The 17,758-nt window shown below is 65.1% G+C and carries 14 protein-coding genes; 5 read left to right on the top strand and 9 right to left on the bottom strand.

Translation table 11 applies throughout. The features are described from left to right. The first annotated feature begins 24 nt into the window (after positions 1 to 24). Genes ACSQ3Z_RS15990 through ACSQ3Z_RS15975 form a run of 4 tightly spaced genes read left to right on the top strand, consistent with a single transcriptional unit; the run spans position 25 to position 3,891 of the window. Positions 25 to 1,326 carry a cytosine deaminase gene (locus ACSQ3Z_RS15990; protein ID WP_436172298.1) on the top strand — a complete coding sequence of 434 codons (1,302 nt, stop codon included), beginning with the start codon at positions 25 to 27 and terminating at the stop codon, positions 1,324 to 1,326. Further along, positions 1,323 to 2,723 carry an FAD-binding oxidoreductase gene (locus ACSQ3Z_RS15985; RefSeq protein WP_436172297.1) on the top strand — a complete coding sequence of 467 codons (1,401 nt, stop codon included), beginning with the start codon at positions 1,323 to 1,325 and terminating at the stop codon, positions 2,721 to 2,723. The genes ACSQ3Z_RS15990 and ACSQ3Z_RS15985 overlap by 4 nt, the downstream gene beginning before the upstream one ends. Continuing rightward, a complete protein-coding gene (locus ACSQ3Z_RS15980; protein WP_436172296.1) occupies positions 2,723 to 3,304 on the top strand; it encodes an NAD(P)H-dependent oxidoreductase in 582 nt (193 codons plus the stop codon). Before ACSQ3Z_RS15985 ends, ACSQ3Z_RS15980 begins: the two co-directional genes overlap by 1 nt. After that, entirely contained in the window at positions 3,304 to 3,891 is a 588-nt protein-coding gene (locus ACSQ3Z_RS15975; RefSeq protein ID WP_436172295.1) for an NAD(P)H-dependent oxidoreductase, read from the top strand. The genes ACSQ3Z_RS15980 and ACSQ3Z_RS15975 overlap by 1 nt, the downstream gene beginning before the upstream one ends. 33 nt (positions 3,892 to 3,924) lie before the next feature. Here the strand turns inward: ACSQ3Z_RS15975 and ACSQ3Z_RS15970 are convergent, their stop codons facing one another. The 6 genes from ACSQ3Z_RS15970 to ACSQ3Z_RS15945 all read right to left on the bottom strand — a co-directional run bounded on the left by ACSQ3Z_RS15970 (position 3,925) and on the right by ACSQ3Z_RS15945 (position 12,821). After that, the gene (locus ACSQ3Z_RS15970; protein WP_436172294.1) at positions 3,925 to 5,067 is read right to left on the bottom strand and encodes an NAD(P)/FAD-dependent oxidoreductase; all 1,143 of its coding nucleotides are present in this window, start codon (positions 5,065 to 5,067) and stop codon (positions 3,925 to 3,927) included. 155 nt (positions 5,068 to 5,222) lie between these two features. Further along, on the bottom strand, positions 5,223 to 7,685 hold the full coding sequence (locus ACSQ3Z_RS15965) for a GcvT family protein (RefSeq protein ID WP_436172293.1): 2,463 nt from the start codon (positions 7,683 to 7,685) through the stop codon (positions 5,223 to 5,225). Then, positions 7,682 to 8,863, bottom strand: a complete 1,182-nt coding sequence (locus ACSQ3Z_RS15960) for a pyridoxal phosphate-dependent aminotransferase (RefSeq protein WP_436172292.1) — start codon at positions 8,861 to 8,863, stop codon at positions 7,682 to 7,684. The genes ACSQ3Z_RS15965 and ACSQ3Z_RS15960 overlap by 4 nt, the downstream gene beginning before the upstream one ends. Then, positions 8,863 to 9,762 carry a homocysteine S-methyltransferase family protein gene (locus ACSQ3Z_RS15955; RefSeq protein ID WP_436172291.1) on the bottom strand — a complete coding sequence of 300 codons (900 nt, stop codon included), beginning with the start codon at positions 9,760 to 9,762 and terminating at the stop codon, positions 8,863 to 8,865. Before ACSQ3Z_RS15955 ends, ACSQ3Z_RS15960 begins: the two co-directional genes overlap by 1 nt. Beyond that, positions 9,759 to 12,212 carry a GcvT family protein gene (locus ACSQ3Z_RS15950; protein WP_436172290.1) on the bottom strand — a complete coding sequence of 818 codons (2,454 nt, stop codon included), beginning with the start codon at positions 12,210 to 12,212 and terminating at the stop codon, positions 9,759 to 9,761. The genes ACSQ3Z_RS15955 and ACSQ3Z_RS15950 overlap by 4 nt, the downstream gene beginning before the upstream one ends. Before the next feature lie 21 nt (positions 12,213 to 12,233). Further along, positions 12,234 to 12,821 carry a helix-turn-helix domain-containing protein gene (locus ACSQ3Z_RS15945; protein ID WP_436172289.1) on the bottom strand — a complete coding sequence of 196 codons (588 nt, stop codon included), beginning with the start codon at positions 12,819 to 12,821 and terminating at the stop codon, positions 12,234 to 12,236. Positions 12,822 to 13,061: 240 nt separating this feature from the next. On the opposite strand from ACSQ3Z_RS15945, the gene ACSQ3Z_RS15940 reads away from it, so the two are divergent. Beyond that, positions 13,062 to 13,763 carry a nitroreductase gene (locus tag ACSQ3Z_RS15940; RefSeq protein ID WP_436172288.1) on the top strand — a complete coding sequence of 234 codons (702 nt, stop codon included), beginning with the start codon at positions 13,062 to 13,064 and terminating at the stop codon, positions 13,761 to 13,763. A gap of 127 nt (positions 13,764 to 13,890) precedes the next feature. Here ACSQ3Z_RS15940 and ACSQ3Z_RS15935 read toward each other — a convergent pair whose 3' ends face one another. The 3 genes from ACSQ3Z_RS15935 to ACSQ3Z_RS15925 are packed head-to-tail and all read right to left on the bottom strand — an operon-like array spanning position 13,891 to position 17,754. Beyond that, entirely contained in the window at positions 13,891 to 14,478 is a 588-nt protein-coding gene (locus ACSQ3Z_RS15935) for a sarcosine oxidase subunit gamma (RefSeq protein ID WP_436172287.1), read from the bottom strand. Continuing rightward, positions 14,471 to 17,464 carry a sarcosine oxidase subunit alpha gene (locus ACSQ3Z_RS15930; RefSeq protein ID WP_436172286.1) on the bottom strand — a complete coding sequence of 998 codons (2,994 nt, stop codon included), beginning with the start codon at positions 17,462 to 17,464 and terminating at the stop codon, positions 14,471 to 14,473. Before ACSQ3Z_RS15930 ends, ACSQ3Z_RS15935 begins: the two co-directional genes overlap by 8 nt. Beyond that, positions 17,461 to 17,754: a sarcosine oxidase subunit delta gene (locus ACSQ3Z_RS15925; protein ID WP_436172285.1), complete on the bottom strand. Its 294-nt coding sequence runs from the start codon at positions 17,752 to 17,754 to the stop codon at positions 17,461 to 17,463. The genes ACSQ3Z_RS15930 and ACSQ3Z_RS15925 overlap by 4 nt, the downstream gene beginning before the upstream one ends. Positions 17,755 to 17,758 lie beyond the last annotated feature (4 nt).

Here is a 17,758-nt window from a genome sequence, read left to right as displayed (position 1 = left end):
TCGTGTCGCCCAGGAGGGTGGAATTTGATCCCGGACTCCGGCTCCTATCATCTCACCAACGTCCGGCTACATGCATCGCTGGCGCCGGGCTTGGCCGCGGCCTTCGATAGCGACGGATTTGCCCTTGCCAACCTCGCCGTCGCCGAAGGACGAATTTCGTCCATCGCGGCTGCCAGCCGATCAAAGACGCCGGCTGATGCCATCGACCTTGGCGGCCGTATCGTGCTGCCGTGTTTCGTCGACTGCCACACCCATATCGACAAGGGCCATATCTGGCCCCGCAAACCCAATCCCGACGGCACCTTCATGGGCGCGCTTAATGCCACCGGCGCCGACCGCGCCGCGCGCTGGAGCGCCGAGGATGTGGCGCGCCGCATGGATTTCTCGCTGCGCTCGGCCTACGCGCACGGCACCAAGGCGTTGCGCACCCATCTCGACAGCGTCGCGCCGCAGGAGGAGATCTCCTGGCCGGTGTTCGAGGCGATGCGCGAGAGATGGCGCGGCCGCATCGAATTGCAGGCGGCTTGCCTGCTCGGCATCGAAGGCGTGCGCGAGACAAAATGGTTCGAGAGACTGGCCAAACGAGTCGCCGCGGCCAAGGGCGTGCTCGGCGTCGTCACCTACATGGTGCCTGATCTCGAAGAGCTTCTCGACAAAGTGTTCGCCGAGGCGATCAAGCATGGGCTCGACCTCGATTTCCATGCCGACGAGACCGACGATGTCGCGGCGATCTCGCTGAAGAAGATCGCCGAGGCGGCGCTCTGGAGCGGTTTTGAGGGCAACATCCTGGTCGGCCATTGCTGTTCGCTGGCGCGCCAGCCGGATCTTGCTGTACTCGACACGCTGGACAAGGTGGCGAAGGCCGGTTTGGCGGTGGTGTCGCTGCCGATGTGCAATCTCTATCTGCAGGACCGGCGTGGCGACAACACGACGCCGCGCTGGCGCGGCGTGACGCTGCTGCACGAGATGAAGGCGCGCGGCATTCCGGTGGCGGTCGCCTCCGACAACACGCGCGATCCGTTCTATGCCTATGGCGATCTCGACATGCTGGAGGTCTACCGCATGGCGACGCGCATCCTGCATTTCGATCACCCGGTTGGTGACTGGCCGCAAGCCGTGGCTTCAACGCCGGCCAAGGTGATGCGGCTCGACGGTTTTGGAACGCTTGCCGCCGGTGGCAATGCCGACTTCATCGTCTTCAAGGGTCGCAGTTGGACCGAATTGCTGTCGCGGCCGGAATCGGATCGCATCGTCGTGCGCGATGGCAAGGCGATCGACCGCAAGCTGCCCGATTATGCCGAACTCGACGAATTGATGGTGGGATGATGGACATTGCGGCGCTGAAGCGCGACCTCGACGGACTGAAGATCGACGACCATCCGGCGATCGTCCAGCAGAAGAGCCGCGACTTCTACTGGTACAGCCCGGTGCTGAAGCAACAGCTCGACCATGTCACCGGCGACTTGATCGTGACGCCGAAAAGCGAGGACGAGGTCATCCGCGTGCTCGCAGCCTGCCATCGGCATGGCGTTCCGGTGACGCCGCGCGGCAGCGGCACCGGCAATTACGGGCAGGCGATGCCGCTGTCCGGCGGCGTGGTGCTCAACCTCGCCGAGATGAACGCGGTCAAGGTGATCGCATCGGGCCGCGTCGTGACCGGGCCGGGGGCGGTGCTGGCCGACATCGACAAGGCGACGCGGGCGCATTCCGCACAGGAACTGCGCATGTCGCCGTCGACCTACAACACCGCCTCGATCGGCGGCTTCGTCGCCGGCGGCTCGGGCGGTGTCGGCTCGATCCGCTGGGGCGGGTTGCGCGATCTCGGCAACGTCATCCGGCTCAGGACGGTGACGATGGAGGCCGAGCCGCGCGTCATGGAGCTCACCGGCGAGGACGTGCTGAAGGTCATGCACGCCTATGGCACCAACGGCATCATCACCGAAGTCGAGATGCCGCTGACGGCAAGCTATGACTGGATCGATGTCATCGTCGGTTTCGACGATTTCATGGACGCGGCCGGCTTCGGCAACGACCTCGCCATCCAGGACGGCATCTTGGCGAAGCTGATCACGCCGATCGCCGCGCCCATCCCTTACGATTATTTCAAGCGGCACCAAAAATACTTCCGGCGCGAGCAGAGTATCGTTGTGTGCATGATCGCGCCGCATGCGATGGACGCCTTTGTCGCCTTCGTCAGGAGCAGCAAGGGCGAGATCGTCTTTCGGGCCGACAAGGAGGCGGACCTCAAGGGACTGCCGCCGGCCTATGAATTGACCTGGAACCACACGACGCTACGCGCAATCAGGGTCGATCCGACGATCACCTACCTGCAGGCACGCTATCCTTCACCGGATCATCTCGCCCACGTCAGGGCGATGGTCGATCGCTTCGGCGACGAGGTGCCGGCGCATCTGGAATTCATCCGCTTCGATGGTGCGATCGGCGCGGCCGGCCTGCCGCTGGTCCGCTTCACCACGGCCGAGCGGCTGGACGAGATCATCCGCATCCATGAAGACAATGGCTGCTGGATCTTCAATCCGCACCGCTACACGCTGGAAGAGGGCGGCATGAAGCAGACCGACGAGGTGCAGCTTGCCTTCAAGCGCGAGACCGATCCGCAAGGACTGCTCAACCCCGGCAAGATGATCGCCTGGGAAAATCCTGATTATGACTACCGCTCGGGCAAGTCGTTCCTGTTCAAGGGACTGCAAAAGGCGGGCTGATGAAGATCCTGGTCCTCTACGCGCACCCCGTCGAGACCAGCTTCAATGCCGGCCTGCACCGGACGATCGTGGAGCGGCTGACGGCGGCCGGCCATGCCGTAGACGATTGCGATCTCTATGCCGAGGATTTCGACCCGCGGCTGACGCGGGCCGAGCGGCTCGGCTATCACGACCAGCGCGGCGAGGCCGACGCGGCCGCCTTCTATGTCGAGCGCCTGCTGCGGGCCGAGGCGCTGGTGCTATCCTATCCGGTCTGGAACTTCGGCTTTCCGGCAATGCTGAAAGGCTTTTTCGACCGTGTCTTCCTGCCCGGCGTGTCGTTCAGGCTGGTCGACGGCAAGGTGCAGCCGTCGCTGCACAACATACGCAAGATGGCCGCCGTCACCACCTATGGCGGCAGCCGTTTTCGCGCCATGCTGATGGGCGATCCGCCGCGCAAGCTCGTCAACCGCATGCTGCGCGCGACGATCAAGCCCGGTGCCTCCGTTTCCTATCTCGCGCATTATTCGATGAACCTGTCGACCGACGAAACGCGCCGGGCATTCATGGCCAAGGTCGGCGCCAACATGGACGCGTTCTGATGCGCGTGCTGGTGGTCTATTGCCATCCGGTGCCCGAAAGCTTCTGCGCCTCGATCCGCGACTGTGCTGTCGAGGTGCTGAAGGCGAGGGGCTGGGAGGTGCGGCTGCTCGACCTCTATGCCGAGAATTTCAATCCGGTGATGGGCTGCGACGAGCGGCGCTTCTACAATGAGCGCGCGCCGCAGGATCCGGCGCTCAAGCCGCATTTCGATCATCTTGGCTGGGCGCAGGCGATCCTGTTCGTCTATCCGACCTGGTGGTACGGGTTGCCGGCAATGCTGAAGGGCTGGCTCGACCGGGTGTGGGCGACCGACGTCGCCTTCAAGCTGCCGGCGGGAAAGGGGCGGATCAAGTCGCTGATGACGCATGTGACCAGGGTCGGCGTCATCACCACCTGCGGCGCGCCGACATGGTGGAGCGTCGTCGTCGGCCAGCCGGGTCGCAAGACCATCCTGCGCGGCATGCGGGCGCTGTGCGCCACGCGCTGCCGCACGTTCTTCCTGGCGCACTACCTCATGGATTCTTCGACGCCGGCGACCAGGGCGGCGTTTCTGGGCAAGGTGCGGCGGAAGCTGGAGCGGTTCTAGGCTTTTGCCGTATCAGCTGTGGGCCTTCGAACCTCACATCCCGAACCAGCGGGCGCGGCGGCTCGATCCAAAAACCTCCTTGTCCGCGCGCAAGGCAACCGACGGCTCGTGGTAGGTTCCGGTCGGCTTTGGGCCGGAGAAGAAATCCACCTCGACCTTGCCGATACGTCCGCCGCCGAACTCGATATAGCAGGTGCCAAAACCATCATACTGCGTTCCGCTGCCGATATTGCGCAGCCTGGCGATCAGGTCGCTGGCCACGGCGCGCGCGGCCCCTTCGGCGAACACACCGGCCTTCGGCGTGCCGGTGTTGGCGCCGTCGCCAACGGCGTAGACGCCGGCATATCGGGTTTCCAGTGTCCGCGGATTGACCGGGATCCAGCCGTTCTCGGCCATGCCGCTGTCGATCACGACGTCGGGCACGCGATGCCTGGGGACGCCGAGGAACAGGTCGAATTGCATCTCCACCCCGTCGTCGAGAATGGCGACCTTCCTGGCATTGTCGATCGAGGCGACACGGCGGCCCGGGATGAAGCCGATATTGCGCTCGACGAAGGCCGCCACCAGCGCACGGGAGGTTTCGGGCGAGGGTGGCACCGGGCTCGGCAGCGGCAGCACGAAGCTGATCTCGCAGGCACCACGAACACCGCTATTGACCAGATAGTCGTGCAACATAAGGGCGCATTCGCTTGGCGCCGGCGGGCACTTGTACGGCGCGCCGCAAACCCCGACCAGGGCCTTTCCGCTGGTGAAGCTGGGCAGCACGTCGCGCAGGCGCTCGGCGCCGGCGACCGTATAAAATTCGTTGGCGCCCGCCAGCCCCGGCGTGGCGTCGAAATCATAGTCGGCGCCGAGAGCCACGATCAGGAAATCGGCCTCATGGACGCCGCCATCGGTGGTGACCCGCCGCCTTTCGGCATCGATGGCGGTGACCGTCTGCCTGAGCAGGCGCACGCCCGGTTTCACGAAGTTGCGGTACGGCATGCGCACGGCATCCGCCGTCTTGTGGCCGAACATGACGTCGAGCTTGGAAAAACCGAAGACGAAGGCGTCGCTCTTGTCGATCAAGGTCACGTCGATGTCCGCACCGAAAGTCTCGGACAACAGGGTGGTGAGTTCGAGGCCGCCGAAGCCCGCCCCAAGGACAAGGACGCGCGGCTTGCTTGCTGTGTTCATTTTCCCCTCTCATTGTGTCGTCGCATGCGAAGCGCGGTCTTGTGGCCGCCCAGCGTTATGCGATGCCGGTTGGGGCCAGTGCCGCAGCGTAGCAGTCTCCTCGGCAAAGGTAAGGAACATTTCGATCGGCGTGGGGGCGTAGCCAGCCAGCGCGGCTACATCCGCACCCGTTCCGCCCTCGGGTCGTACATCGGTTTCAGCGCGGCTTCGGCGGCGAAGCGTTCGCCGGCGATCTCGATCTCGTAGGACGAGGCCAGCACGTCCGCCTCGCTCTCGCCCTTGCAGGGCACGTAGCCCAACCCCACGGCGCCACCGAGGTGATGCCCGTAATTGCCCGAGGTGATCGGGCCGACGATCTTGCCGTTGCGCAGGATCGCCTCATTGTGGAAGAGCAAGGGTTGCGAGTCTTTCAGACGGAACTGGACCAGCCGGCGGTTCAATCCAGCTTCCTTCTTCTTCAGCACGGCATCGCGGCCGATGAACTCGCCCTTTGCCGTCTTCACGGCGAAGCCGAGGCCGGCCTCCAGCACATTGTCCTCATCGGTGATGTCGTGGCCGAAATGGCGGAAGGCTTTTTCGATGCGGCAGGAATCCAGCGTGTGCAGGCCGCAGAGTTTTAACCCGACATCCGCCCCGGCATCGGCAATCTCCTCGAAGACGTGGGCTGCCTGATCGGTCGAGACATACAGCTCCCAGCCGAGTTCGCCTACATAGGTAACGCGATGGGCGCGGGCCAACCCCATGCCGATTTCTATCTCCTGAAACGTCCCGAATGGGTTGGTTTCGTTGGAGAAATCGTTGGGGCTCACCTTCTGAATCAGTTTTCGCGCATCCGGTCCCATCAGGCAAAGAACGGCTTCGGCAGCGGTGACGTCGGTGATGACGACGAATTCATCGGCCACGTGCTTGCGCAGCCAGGCGAGGTCGCGCTGCAGCGTGGCGCCAGGCACGACGAGGAAATAGGCGGTTTCGGACAGCCGCGACACGGTGAGGTCGCTCTCGATGCCGCCGCGCTGGTTGAGCATCTGCGTGTAGACGATCTTGCCCGGCGCGACGTCCATATCGTTGGCGCAAAGCCTTTGCAGCAAGTCGCAGGCGTCGCGGCCTTCGACGCGGATCTTGCCGAACGAGGTCATGTCGAACAGCCCGACGCCGTTGCGGACCGCGAGATGTTCCTCGCGCTGGTTGTCGAACCAGTTCTGGCGTTTCCAGGAATAGCGGTATTCGCGCACTTGTCCCTGACGTGCGAACCAGTTGGCACGCTCCCAGCCGGCAACCTCGCCGAACACGGCGCCGCGCGCCTTGAGATGTTCATGCAGCGGCGAACGCCTGACGTTGCGCGATGTCGCCATCTGCCGGTAGGGGAAATGGTCGGCATAGAGCAGGCCGAGCGTTTCGGAGACGCGTTCCTTCAGGTAGCGGCGGTTCTTCTGGAACGGCTGGGTGCGGCGGATGTCGACTTCCCAGAGGTCGAAAGGCGCCTCGCCATCGTTGATCCACTGCGCCAGCGCCATGCCGGCGCCGCCCGACGAAACAATGCCGATCGAATTGTAGCCGGTCGCCATCCAGTAGCCGGACAGTTCCGGCGCCTCGCCGAGATAATAGCGGTTGTCAGGCGTAAAACTCTCGGGACCGTTGAAGAACGTATGGATGCCGGCGGTCGCCAGCATCGGCATGCGGTTGACGCCCATTTCGAGGATCGGCTCGAAATGCTCCATGTCCTCGGGCAACTGGTCGAAGCAGAAATCCTCGCGGATGCCATCCATGCCCCACGGCTTTGCCACCGGCTCGAAAGCGCCAAGCATCATCTTGCCGGCGTCTTCTTTGTAGTAGGCGCATTCGTCGGGCACGCGCAGCACCGGCAGGCGGGAGAGGCCCGGAATTGGTTCGGTGACCAGATAAAAATGCTCGCAGGCGTGCAGCGGGATGGTGACGCCGTTCTGCGCCCCGAGCTCGCGCGCCCACATGCCGGCGCAGTTGACGACGATGTCGGTATCGATCGTGCCTTGCTCTTCGCCCTGCGCCCAGGACACGCCGGTGACGCGGCCGTTTTTGGTGTGGACCTTGGTGACCTTCACATTTTCGACAATGGTGGCGCCGCGCTGGCGCGCGCCCTTGGCCAGCGCCATGGCGATGTTGGCGGGGTCGCACTGGCCGTCGAGCGGCAGGTGGACTGCGCCAACCACGTCGGACACGTTGAGATGCGGATACATCTGTTTGACTTCATTGGGCGAAATCTCACGCACGTCGACGTCGAAGGCGCGGGCAAGCGACGCCTGCCGGTAGATCTCGTGCTTGCGCTCCTCGGTCAGCGCCACGGTGATTGAGCCGACGTGGCGCATGCCGGTGCCGACTTCGGTCTCGGCTTCCAGCTTGACGTAGAGGTCGGCCGAGTATTTCGCGAGCCGCGTCATGTTCTGCGAGCCGCGCAACTGGCCGATCAGGCCGGCGGCATGCCAGGTCGTGCCCGATGTCAGCTGCTTGCGTTCCAGCAGCACGATGTCGGTCCAGCCGAGCTTGGCCAGATGATAAGCAACCGAACAGCCGGAGACGCCGCCGCCGATGATGACCGCCCTTGCTTTGGTAGGGATGGCCTTGGTGGGAACACTCTTGGTCATGCGGCCTCGCGGCGGTAGCTGGACACGAAACGGCGCAGGCGCCGTGCTGCTTCCAGCAGCACCGGCTCGGGCTGGCAGAGGCTGATGCGAATGTGGCCGGCGGCGGCCTCGCCGAAGCTGGAACCGGGCATCACCCCGACCTTTTCCTCGTCGAGGAAGGCAAAGGCGAACTTCTCGTCGTCGGGCTCGATGGCCGATATGTCGAGCATGGCATACATGCCGCCTTCCGAACCGCGCACGGTGACGTCGTTCATGCCGCGCATGGCGTCGAGGAAGACGGTGCGCCGCGCCGCGTAGCGCTCGGCGATCTCCTTGACGCCATAGCCGTTTTCCAGCGCCTCGGCGCAAGCGATGCTGATGAAGGCCGGCAGGCCGTAGGTGGTCACCAGATTGAGGTTGACCAGCAGCGAGATCATCGTCTCCGGGCCGGTCAGCCAGCCCATGCGCCAGCCAGTCATGCCGTGGCTCTTGGACATAGAATTGATGACCAGTGTGCGCTCGGCCATGCCGGGGAGGGCGCGCGGCGACAAATGCTCGCCGCCACCCAGCGTCCAGTAAACCTCGTCGGACAGCAGCCAGAGGTCATGTTCGCGGCATATTTGCGCCAGCTCTTCGAGGTGCTGGCGTGAATAGACCGCGCCGGTCGGGTTGTTCGGCGTGTTGATGAGGATGGCGCGCGTGTTCGGCCGGATTGCCGCACGAATGTCGGCGGCATGCGGCTGGAAACCATCCTCGGCTGGCGTCTCGACGACGGTGAAGTCGGCGCCGGCCGCGCTGAAGGTGTTGGGATAGGTGGCGTAGTAGGGGGCGACCACGATGGCATGGTCGCCCTTGTCGAGCACGGCCTGCACGGCGGCATAGAGCGCTGCCTGCCCGCCCGGCGTGGCGATGACCTGGTCGGGACTTGTGGCTACGCCCGTGCAAGCTGTCGAGGCCACTGCCATCGCCTTGCGCAGGCGCGGCAGGCCGGGAAGCGGCGTGTAGTGGTGATTGCTGCCGCGAACCGCCGTCACGCAGGCTTCGATGGTCTGGTCCGGCGTATCGAAGTCATGGTCGCCTACCGACAGCATGATGATGTCCTCGCCGGCGGCCTTGCGTGTCCAGGCGGCGAAGTGAACCTCCCAGCCGTCCTTGCCCGAAGGCACGATGCCGGTAATGCGCGATGATGGTCTGGGCATTATGCAACTCCCGAGATCTGGTAGCCGGCCTGTTCGAGCCGGTCGCGCAAGGCGCCGATGTGGGCCGGCCCGACTTCGCAGCAGCCGCCGACGATTTGGGCGCCGGCCTCGACCCAGCCGATCACCTGCTCGGCATAGGCCGCCGGATCGAGGTCGTGGCGCGCATGCAGCACCTCGACCGTGCCGCCATGCTTCAGCGCCTCGACCGAGGTGAAACCGTTGGCATAGGCGCCGACCGGGCCGCCGAGCGCGATCAACTCGGGCAGCGCGGCGCTGACGGCTTCGGGCCGGCAGCAATTGATCAGCCGTGCGGCGAGCGGCAGACCGTCGAGCACGTCCGATGCGGTCGCGATCGCTTCGCCACTGCGCAGGCGCGGGGCGCCGTGATCGGCGAGCGTCCACGACACCCAGACGGGCTTGCCGCTTTCGGATGCCGCGGTGACGGCGGCGCGCGCCTCGTCGGCCGAGGCCATGGTTTCGCACAGGAAGAGATCGACGCCGTCGGCCTGCTCAGCGACGATGCGGCGATAGGTGTCGAGCGTCTCCTGGTAGGAGATGGTCAGTGCCGGCGCATAGCTGCCGAACAATGGCGACAGGCAGCCGGCGATGGTTGCCTCTCCGGCTTGCTCGCAAGCCTGCCTTGCCAGCTCGATGCCGCGCCTTTGCAGCGGCTTGAACAGGTCTTGTGCTCCTTCCCGCGCGAGCCGCTCCGGTGTCGCCGAATAGGTGTTGATGGTGATGACGCGGGCGCCGGCACGGATGAATTCCGCATGCAGGTCGCGCACCAGATCCGGCTCGTCGATCAGCACCCTGGCCGACCACAGCGGCGTCGGCTCGGACTTGCTGCGGCGGACCAGTTCCTGGCCCATGTCGCCATCGGTGAGGATGACTTTTTTCATGCGCGCAGCCTTTCGTTCTTGGCATCCCACAGCGGTTCGTCCTTCTGCACGACGGCCTTGAAGCGGTCGCCGAAGATCTCGACCTCGACAGCGGTGCCGGGCTCGGTCAGGTCGGCGCGCAGCATGCCGAGTGCAATCGACTTGTCGATGCGATGGCCCCAGCCGCCGGATGTCGTCTCGCCGACGATCTGGCCGTCATGCCAGAGCGTCGACATGTAGGGCGCGTCGCAATCGCCGGGGTTCTCGACGACCAGTGTGACAAAGCGCTTTTTTAAGCCCTGCTGCTTCTCGTTCAGGATTGCTGCCTTGCCGCGGAAGTCGGACTTTTCCCATTTGACGAAACGCTCCAGCCCGCCCTGCAGGATCGAATAGTCGGTCGACAGATCGCCCTTCCAGGCGCGGTAGCCCTTTTCCAGCCTGAGCGAATCCAGCGCGTACATGCCGAACGGTTTCAGGCCATGCTTGTGGCCTGCGGTCCAGACGGCGTCGAAGACAGCGGCGGTGTCGCCGACTTTGGTGTGGATCTCCCAGCCAAGCTCGCCGGCGAACGACACGCGCACCAGCTTCGCCCAGCGGCCGGCGATGCTGGTCTCCTGATGGGTGAGCCAAGGGAGCGAAAGGTCGGCGGCGCAGACCTCGGCCAGGATGTTGCGCGAGTTGGGACCGGCGAGGATCTGCGTCGAATATTCCTCGGTCCGGTCGATCAGCTTGAATGACGCATCCTTGGGCATGCGCGACTTCAGCCACTCGAAATCATGCCATTGCGCCACCGCCGCTGTGATCAGCGTCATCTGGTCCTCGCCGTGGCGGACGACCGACATTTCGGTGACGATGCGGCCCTTGTCGTCTGAGAAATAGACGAGGCCGATACGGCCTGGCTTCGGCACCGGGCCGGTGACCTGGAGGCTCAGCCAATCGGCGGCACCCGGACCTTCGAGGTTAAAGCGCGAGAAGCCCGGCAGGTCCAAAATGCCGGCGGCGTCACGCACCGCCAGGCACTCTTCGCGTACGCGGTGCTGCCAGGGTCCGTCGCGACGGAAGGTGAGCGTCGATTCTTCCGAGACGTCGTCGCCAGCTTGCGCATACCACGTCGCGCGCTCCCAGCCATTGTAGGCGTCGAAGCAGCCGCCAAGTGCCTTGATGCGATCATGCAGCGGCGACAGCTTGCGGTCGCGCCCGGCCGGCCAGGCATGGCGCGGGAACTGGATGGCGTATTCGTTGCCGTAGATCTCCATGCCCTTGGCGACGCAATAGTCGGGTGCGGCGGCAAAGGAGGTGAAGCGGCGCGGGTCGCAGGACCACATGTCCCATTCCGTCTGGCCTTGCGTCACCCATTCGGCCAGCACCTTGCCGGCGCCGCCGCCTTGCGCGATGCCGAAGGTGAAGACGCAGGCCTCGAAGGCGTTGGGCACGCCGGGCATCGGACCGATCAGCGGGTTGCCGTCCGGCGCGTAGGGGATCGGTCCGTTGATGACCTTGGACAGGCCGGCGGTGCCGAGGATCGGCACGCGGGCTACGGCGTCAGCGAGGTAGTGCTCGAGACGGTCGAGGTCGTCGGGGAACAATTGGAAGGAGAAATCCTCCGGCATCGGATCGTTGTGGGTCGCCCAATGCGCGCGGCAATTGCGCTCATAGGGGCCGAGATTCATGCCGGTCTTTTCCTGGCGCAGATAGTAGGAGGTGTCGACGTCGCGCAGCAGCGGCAGTTTCTTGCCTTGCTCCTTCGACCAGGCGGCGAGCTCGGGGATCTCCTCGAACAATATGTACTGATGGCTCATCACCATCATCGGCACTTCGCGGCCGAACATTTTTCCGACCTCGGCGGCACGGTAGCCGGCGGCGTTGACGACGATCTCGCAGCGGATTTCGCCCTGCGCGGTTTGAACCACCCATTCATCGTTCTCCCGGCGCACGCCGGTGACCGGGCAGAAGCGGATGATTTTCGCGCCCATGTCGCGCGCGCCTTTGGCTAGCGCCTGGGTCAACTGCGCCGGATCGATGTCGCCATCGCTCGGGTCGTAGAGCGCGCCCTTCAGTTCATGCGTTTCGATGAACGGGTAGCGGCGCTTGATCTCGTCGAGGCCGACCACGTCGATGTCCATGCCCTGGTAGCGGCCCATGCCCTTGGCGCGCTGGAACTCCTGCATGCGCTCTTTGGTGTGGGCGAGCCTGAGCGAGCCGGTGACGTGGTAGTTCATGGGATAGTCGACCGCGTCGGCCAACCCGCGATAGAGCTCGGTCGAATAGCGCTGCATGTTCATCAGCGACCATGACGAGGAGAAGGTCGGCACGTTGCCGGCGGCATGCCAGGTCGAGCCGGAGGTCAGCTCGTTCTTTTCCAGCAGCATGCAGTCGGTCCAGCCCGCCTTGGCGAGGTGGTAGAGCGAAGAGGTGCCGACGACACCGCCTCCGATGATCACCACGCGTGCCGTGGTCGGCAAACCGGCCATGTTGCTCTCCCAAATATCCACTCAATAAACAGGTGGCGAAACCACCCAGATGACCACTGCCGGCTCGGCGCCGGGATTGCGCCAGCGGAACGGCTTGCCGTCGAAGCGAAAGGAGTCGCCCTCGGCAAGGCGGTGCCAGACGCCCGATATTTCGATGTCGAAGGTGCCGGACGCGACATAGCCGGCTTCCTCCGTCGGCCGACGCGCCTCGGTCTTCAATTCCGCACCCGGTGCGAAGACCGAACGCAGCATCTCGAAGCTACCGCCGAGATCGGGTGACAGAAGCTCCTCCACCAGTCCGGAATCGCTTGTGCCAAGCCTGCGGCGGTTGCCGGCGCGCACGACCACGCCGCGCTCCTTTTCGATCGGCACGTCGTGGCTGAAGAACAGACTGACCGGGACGCCGAACAGGTCGGCGAAGGCCCTGAGGTCACCGAGCGAAGGGACCGACAGGCCGCGCTCGACCTGGCTGACCCAGCCGACGGAACGGCCGAGCCTGAGGCCGATCTCGGCCAGCGTCAGCCCGCGCGCCTTGCGCAGCGCGCGGATATCGCTGGCCAGCAGCCGTTCGCTGCTCTCCTGCTCCGATCTGACGGCGATTGAGGCCAAGCCATTCTCTCGATGAAAAATCCCAGACAAATTTCATCAGAGGTCAGCTCCATGAAAAAATCAAGGAGATTTTCACAAGACCACAAGATTTGCTTGCGCCGTTTTGACGGTTCATGCAAAGGCTCGGCCACGAACGGCGGGTGGGGACGTCCGGTCGAGGACCAGGTATTTGGAATTCGCGCATGGGTCCTATCCGGAAGCCGGTCCCGGTTTCCAAGGCCATGCGTCAAGGGACGGCCCATGCTGGAAAACAACGCTCGGATTGCCGAGGACGCGGCGATCGTAGACGAGGCGATCACGTCGCGCCGCTCGGTTCGCGCCTTCCTGCCCGACATGGTCGACGACGAGACCATCCGCGCCGTTCTCGCGGTGGCCGCCCGCGCGCCTTCGGGCACCAACATGCAGCCCTGGCGGGTCTATGTGACCAAGGGCGAGATCAAGCAGCGCATAACCGACGCCATCCTCAACTCGGGCATCCGCGCCGAGAAGGCCGAGTGGGACGAGTACCGCTATTATCCGACCCAGTTCTTTGAGCCCTATCTCACCCGTCGGCGCGCCAACGGTTTCGGCCTCTACGGGGCGCTCGGCATCGGCCGGCGCGAGGTCGACAGGATGCGCGCCCAGCACGACCGCAACTTCGTCTTCTTCGACGCGCCGGTCGGCATGATCTTCACCATCGACCGGCGGCTGAACCAGGGCTCCTGGATCGACTACGGCATGTTCCTGCAGAACATCATGGTGGCGGCGCGGGGCAGGGGCCTGCACACCTGTCCGCAAGCCGCTTTCGCGCCCTATCACCGGCAGATCAGGCCGGTGCTCAACATTCCCGACGAAGAGATCGTCGTCTGCGGCATGGCGCTTGGCCATGAGGACACGTCCAAGCCCGAAAACGAATTCCGCACCGACCGCGTGCCGCTGGAAGAATGGGTAACGTTCAGCTGAGGCAAGTCGTCACCAATGGCGACGGCTTCCATTTTCATTCCGTATTCAGCGGCGCTCCGTGGCCGCTGACATGGGCCCCGTCCTGCGGCGACAGCCCGAGATAGGCTAACTGCCAAGCGGACAGCCTTCATTGCACTTCGTAGCCGACTTCCTCGCTCGCATGGCAGAGCGCCTTCCAGAACGAACGGGCGAAGGAGCGGAACACATAGATGTCGAACTGGTCGGCGCCGGTGCGCTGGATCTGGGCAAAGACGTCGTGATGGGTGGTCGATCGGCCGGCGCCGATCGGGAAGGCCGGCAGGGCGAAGTCGATGGCGAAGAATTTCGCCAGCACCCATTCCGCCTTCGGGCCGGCGATGCGGATGGCGCTGCGGCCATGCGACAGGTCGGTCACGGTGCCGATGGCCGGCGTGACGACGCTGGCAAAAGCCGCCGCCAGCCCTTCGGCCTCGTCGACCACGGTAAACTTTCCCGGCGCGAAGCCGAACACAGCCTTGACGCCATCGGTGACGCCGCCACCGGCGCCGTCGGGCAGGGCAAGGCCGGTGACGGTGCGGATTCCCGCCATCAGATGCTTCTCCTCGCCCGGCCATGCGGCAAGCTGCAGGATCGAGCCGGGCCTGGTCTCGGTCAGGATGATTTCGACGCCATGCTCGAAATTGCCGTGCGAGCCGGCATGCAGTTCCGGCTCAAGCGGTGATTGGCGTTCAACCATGCATGCGGCTCCCGTCTGGATCGTAGAAGTGGTTGGAGACGATCTCGATCGGCCCGAACCGGTTGCGCAGCGGATCGGAGACAAAGGCGCGCGTGCCGTGCCGTGCCTTGCCGCCGCTGACCAGCGCCAGCGCGATGTGCTTGCCGAGCGCCGGCGAATAGCAGCAGGCGGTGATATGGCCGATGGAGCTGTGCGGATTGGCTTCGTCCAGTTCCTCGACGATATGCGCGCCGCCGTTGAGCGGCCGGTTGTCGAGCGAAACCAGGCCGACCAACTGCAGCCGGTCGGGGGCGATCAGACCCTCGCGGTCCATCATCGCCGAGCCGATGAAAGGCTTTTTCTTGGACAGCATCCAGTCGAGATGCAGGTCGCGCGCCGTGGTGCGGCCGTCGATCTCGGCGCCGGTGACATGGCCTTTCTCGATGCGCATCGTGCCCAGCGCTTCGAGCCCGTAGGTGACCAGCCCGAACGGCTTGCCGGCCTCGATCAAGGCTTCCCAGACATGGGTGCCGTAGCCGGCGCCGGAATAGACCTCGAAGGCCATTTCGCCGGAGAAGGAGAGCCGGCAGATCATGACGGGCACGCCCGCTATCTCGCCGCGTACGATGCCCATGAAGGGCAAGGTGGCGTTGTCGACTGCGGTCCCCTTGACGCAAGCGGCAAGGATCGCCCGCGCGTTCGGGCCGCCGATGGCAGCGCCCGCCCATTCGTCGGTGACCGAGGTGACTGTGACCTTCAGCTCCGGCCAGATGACATCGAGGAAATATTCCAGATGCTGCATCACCTTGCCGGCATTGGCCGTGGTGGTGGTCATCAGGAAATCCTGCTCGCCGAGCCGCCAGGTGGTGCCGTCGTCGAAGGCCAACCCGTCCTCGCGCAGCATCAGTCCGTAGCGGGCCTTGCCGACGGCGAGCGTCGAGAACATGTTGGTGTAGACGCGGTCGAGGAACTCGGCGGCGTCCGGCCCTTGCACGGCGATCTTGCCCAGCGTCGAGACGTCGACGATGCCGGCGCTGTCGCGGGTCGCCTTGGCTTCACGCACATAGGCCTGCTCGATCGTCTCGCCGGCAAGGCCGTAGATCATCGGGCGGTACCAGAGGCCGGCCGAATACATGGTCGCGCCATTGGCGATGTGCCAGTCATGCATCGGCGTCAGGCGCTCGGGCTTGAGATCGCCGAAGCGTTCGGCAGCAAGAGAGCCAATCGACACCGCGGAGTAGGGCGGACGAAAGCGCGTGGTGCCGACTTCGGGGATCGGCTTGCCGAGCGCCTCGGCCATGATGGCGAGGCCCGGCACGTTGGAGCTTTTGCCCTGGTCGGTCGCCATGCCGAGCGTGGTGTAGCGCTTCAGGTGCTCGACCGAGACGAAGCCTTCGCGATGCGCGAGCCGCACATCTTCGGCCGTCACGTCGTGCTGGAAATCGACGAAGCTTTTGCCCTTGGCCTTGATCTCGAACACCGGCGCCGGATCGGGATCGCCGGGGGCGGCTTCCACGACCGGCAAGGCTGCGGGCGCGCCCGTTGCCCCGGCGGCGGAAAGCCCGGCGGTGCGGCCCTCGGCAATGGCCTCGGCGGTGGAGAAGCTGCCGGTGAAGGCGCCGGCGCCGACCCATTTCTGCGTCGGCTTTGGCGGCAGGAAGGCCTGGCGCTCGGCGTCCCACTCTGCCTTGGCGCCGGCCTGACTGGCGAGGTGGATGGTCGGCGACCAGCCGCCCGACATCAGCAGGCAGTCGGCATGGATGCTGCGCGCATCGCCGGTCAGCGCGCCGCTCACCATGTCGAAACGCTGCACCTTGAGACCGGAGAGCGCCTTGCCGCCTTCTGTGGCGACCACGGCATGACCGGACAGGATCTCGGCTTCGGCCTCGGTGGCCAGCTTGCGCATCTCGCTCGTCAGGTCCTGGCGGACGTCGATGATGGCGACGATCGCAGCGCCAGCCGTCTTCAGTGCCAGCGCCGAGCGATAGGCGCTGTCATTGTTGGTGAACAGCGCAATCCTGTCGCCGGGCAGGACGCCATACTCGTTGGCGTAGCGCTCGGCGGCATGCGCCAGCATGACACCCGGCCGGTCGTTGCCGGGAAACACCAGCGGCCGCTCGAAGGAGCCGGTGGCCAGCACCACCGATTTGGCACGGATCGTCCAGTAGCGATGACGCGGCTCGCCCCTGGCCGGGGCTTCCTTGTGGTCGGTGACCCGCTCCAGCGCGGCCAGCGTGTTGCCGTCATAGTAGCCCCAGACCGTGGTGCGCGGCAGCAGGCGGACATTGTCATGGCCCTCGAGCTGGCCGACGGCGCGTGCCGCCCAGGCGGCCGCCGGCATGCCGTCGATGGTCTCGCCGGACCAGTTGGCCGAGCCGCCGAAATTCGGCTCCAGCTCGCAGAGGATGACGCGCTGGCCTTGATCGGCGGCGGCCCTGGCGGCCATCAGCCCGGCCGGGCCGGAGCCGACCACCAGCACGTCGCAGAAGGCGTTCATGCGCTCGTAGCGCGACGTGTCGGCAGTGACGCCCGCCTTGCCGAGGCCGGCGGCGCGGCGGATGAAGTGCTCGCAGAACATCCAGAAGCGGGTGCCCTTCAACGGGCCGATCACCGGGCCCATGAAGGTCTTGTAGTAGAAGCCGGCCGACAGGATCTTGCCGCCGAGCTGGTTGATGGCGTTGACGTCCCAGGCAAGCGACGGGAAGCGGTTCTGGCTGACGGCTACCAGCCCGTCATAGATCTCGACCATGGTCGCGGCGATGTTCGGTTCGCGAACCTCGCCGCGCAGCACCGTCACCAGCGCGTTCGGCTCCTCGACGCCAGCAGTCAGTACGCCGCGCGGGCGATGATATTTGAACGAGCGCCCGAACAGCGTGACGCCATTGGCGAGCAGCGCCGAGGCCAGCGTGTCGCCGGCATATCCGGTGTAGGGCGCGCCGTCGAAGGTGAAGCGGATGGTGCGCAGCCGGTCGACACGGCCGCCGGTTTCGGTACGGCGCGGGCTCACGACTTGGCCTCCAGCTTGTGCCGGGCGGCCTTGTGGCCGCCACGCGCGAAGCCGCTGCTCGAGATTTCATGCGTCAGCGTGTTGCGCACGACCCTGAGATGGGCGCGGCAGCCGCCGGAGTGCTGCCAGATTTCGTTGTGGTCGCCGGCCGGGTTCAGCCGGTCGTAGACATAGGCATTCCAGGCGTCGAGATCCTGCGAGGCAGGCTGCGGGCGCTGGCGGTTGCCGTCGCCCTGATAGGTGAATTCGATGACGTCGCGCGGGCCGCAATAGGGGCAAGTGATCAGCATCTTA

This window comes from Mesorhizobium sp. LjNodule214 (assembly GCF_964252735.1).
Classification (GTDB): domain Bacteria; phylum Pseudomonadota; class Alphaproteobacteria; order Rhizobiales; family Rhizobiaceae; genus Mesorhizobium.
This window is presented reverse-complemented; position numbering and strand designations above follow the sequence as displayed.

Bases quoted from the DNA above. Each gene is read 5' to 3' on its own strand.
- ACSQ3Z_RS15965 (WP_436172293.1), bottom strand. From the start codon at position 7,685: ATGACCAAGAGTGTTCCCACCAAGGCCATCCCTACCAAAGCAAGGGCG.
- ACSQ3Z_RS15955 (WP_436172291.1), bottom strand. From the start codon at position 9,762: ATGAAAAAAGTCATCCTCACCGATGGCGACATGGGCCAGGAACTGGTC.
- ACSQ3Z_RS15935 (WP_436172287.1), bottom strand. From the start codon at position 14,478: ATGGTTGAACGCCAATCACCGCTTGAGCCGGAACTGCATGCCGGCTCG.
- ACSQ3Z_RS15950 (WP_436172290.1), bottom strand. From the start codon at position 12,212: ATGGCCGGTTTGCCGACCACGGCACGCGTGGTGATCATCGGAGGCGGT.
- ACSQ3Z_RS15925 (WP_436172285.1), bottom strand. From the start codon at position 17,754: ATGCTGATCACTTGCCCCTATTGCGGCCCGCGCGACGTCATCGAATTC.
- ACSQ3Z_RS15975 (WP_436172295.1), top strand. From the start codon at position 3,304: ATGCGCGTGCTGGTGGTCTATTGCCATCCGGTGCCCGAAAGCTTCTGC.
- ACSQ3Z_RS15940 (WP_436172288.1), top strand. From the start codon at position 13,062: ATGCTGGAAAACAACGCTCGGATTGCCGAGGACGCGGCGATCGTAGAC.
- ACSQ3Z_RS15980 (WP_436172296.1), top strand. From the start codon at position 2,723: ATGAAGATCCTGGTCCTCTACGCGCACCCCGTCGAGACCAGCTTCAAT.
- ACSQ3Z_RS15960 (WP_436172292.1), bottom strand. From the start codon at position 8,863: ATGCCCAGACCATCATCGCGCATTACCGGCATCGTGCCTTCGGGCAAG.
- ACSQ3Z_RS15970 (WP_436172294.1), bottom strand. From the start codon at position 5,067: ATGAACACAGCAAGCAAGCCGCGCGTCCTTGTCCTTGGGGCGGGCTTC.
- ACSQ3Z_RS15985 (WP_436172297.1), top strand. From the start codon at position 1,323: ATGATGGACATTGCGGCGCTGAAGCGCGACCTCGACGGACTGAAGATC.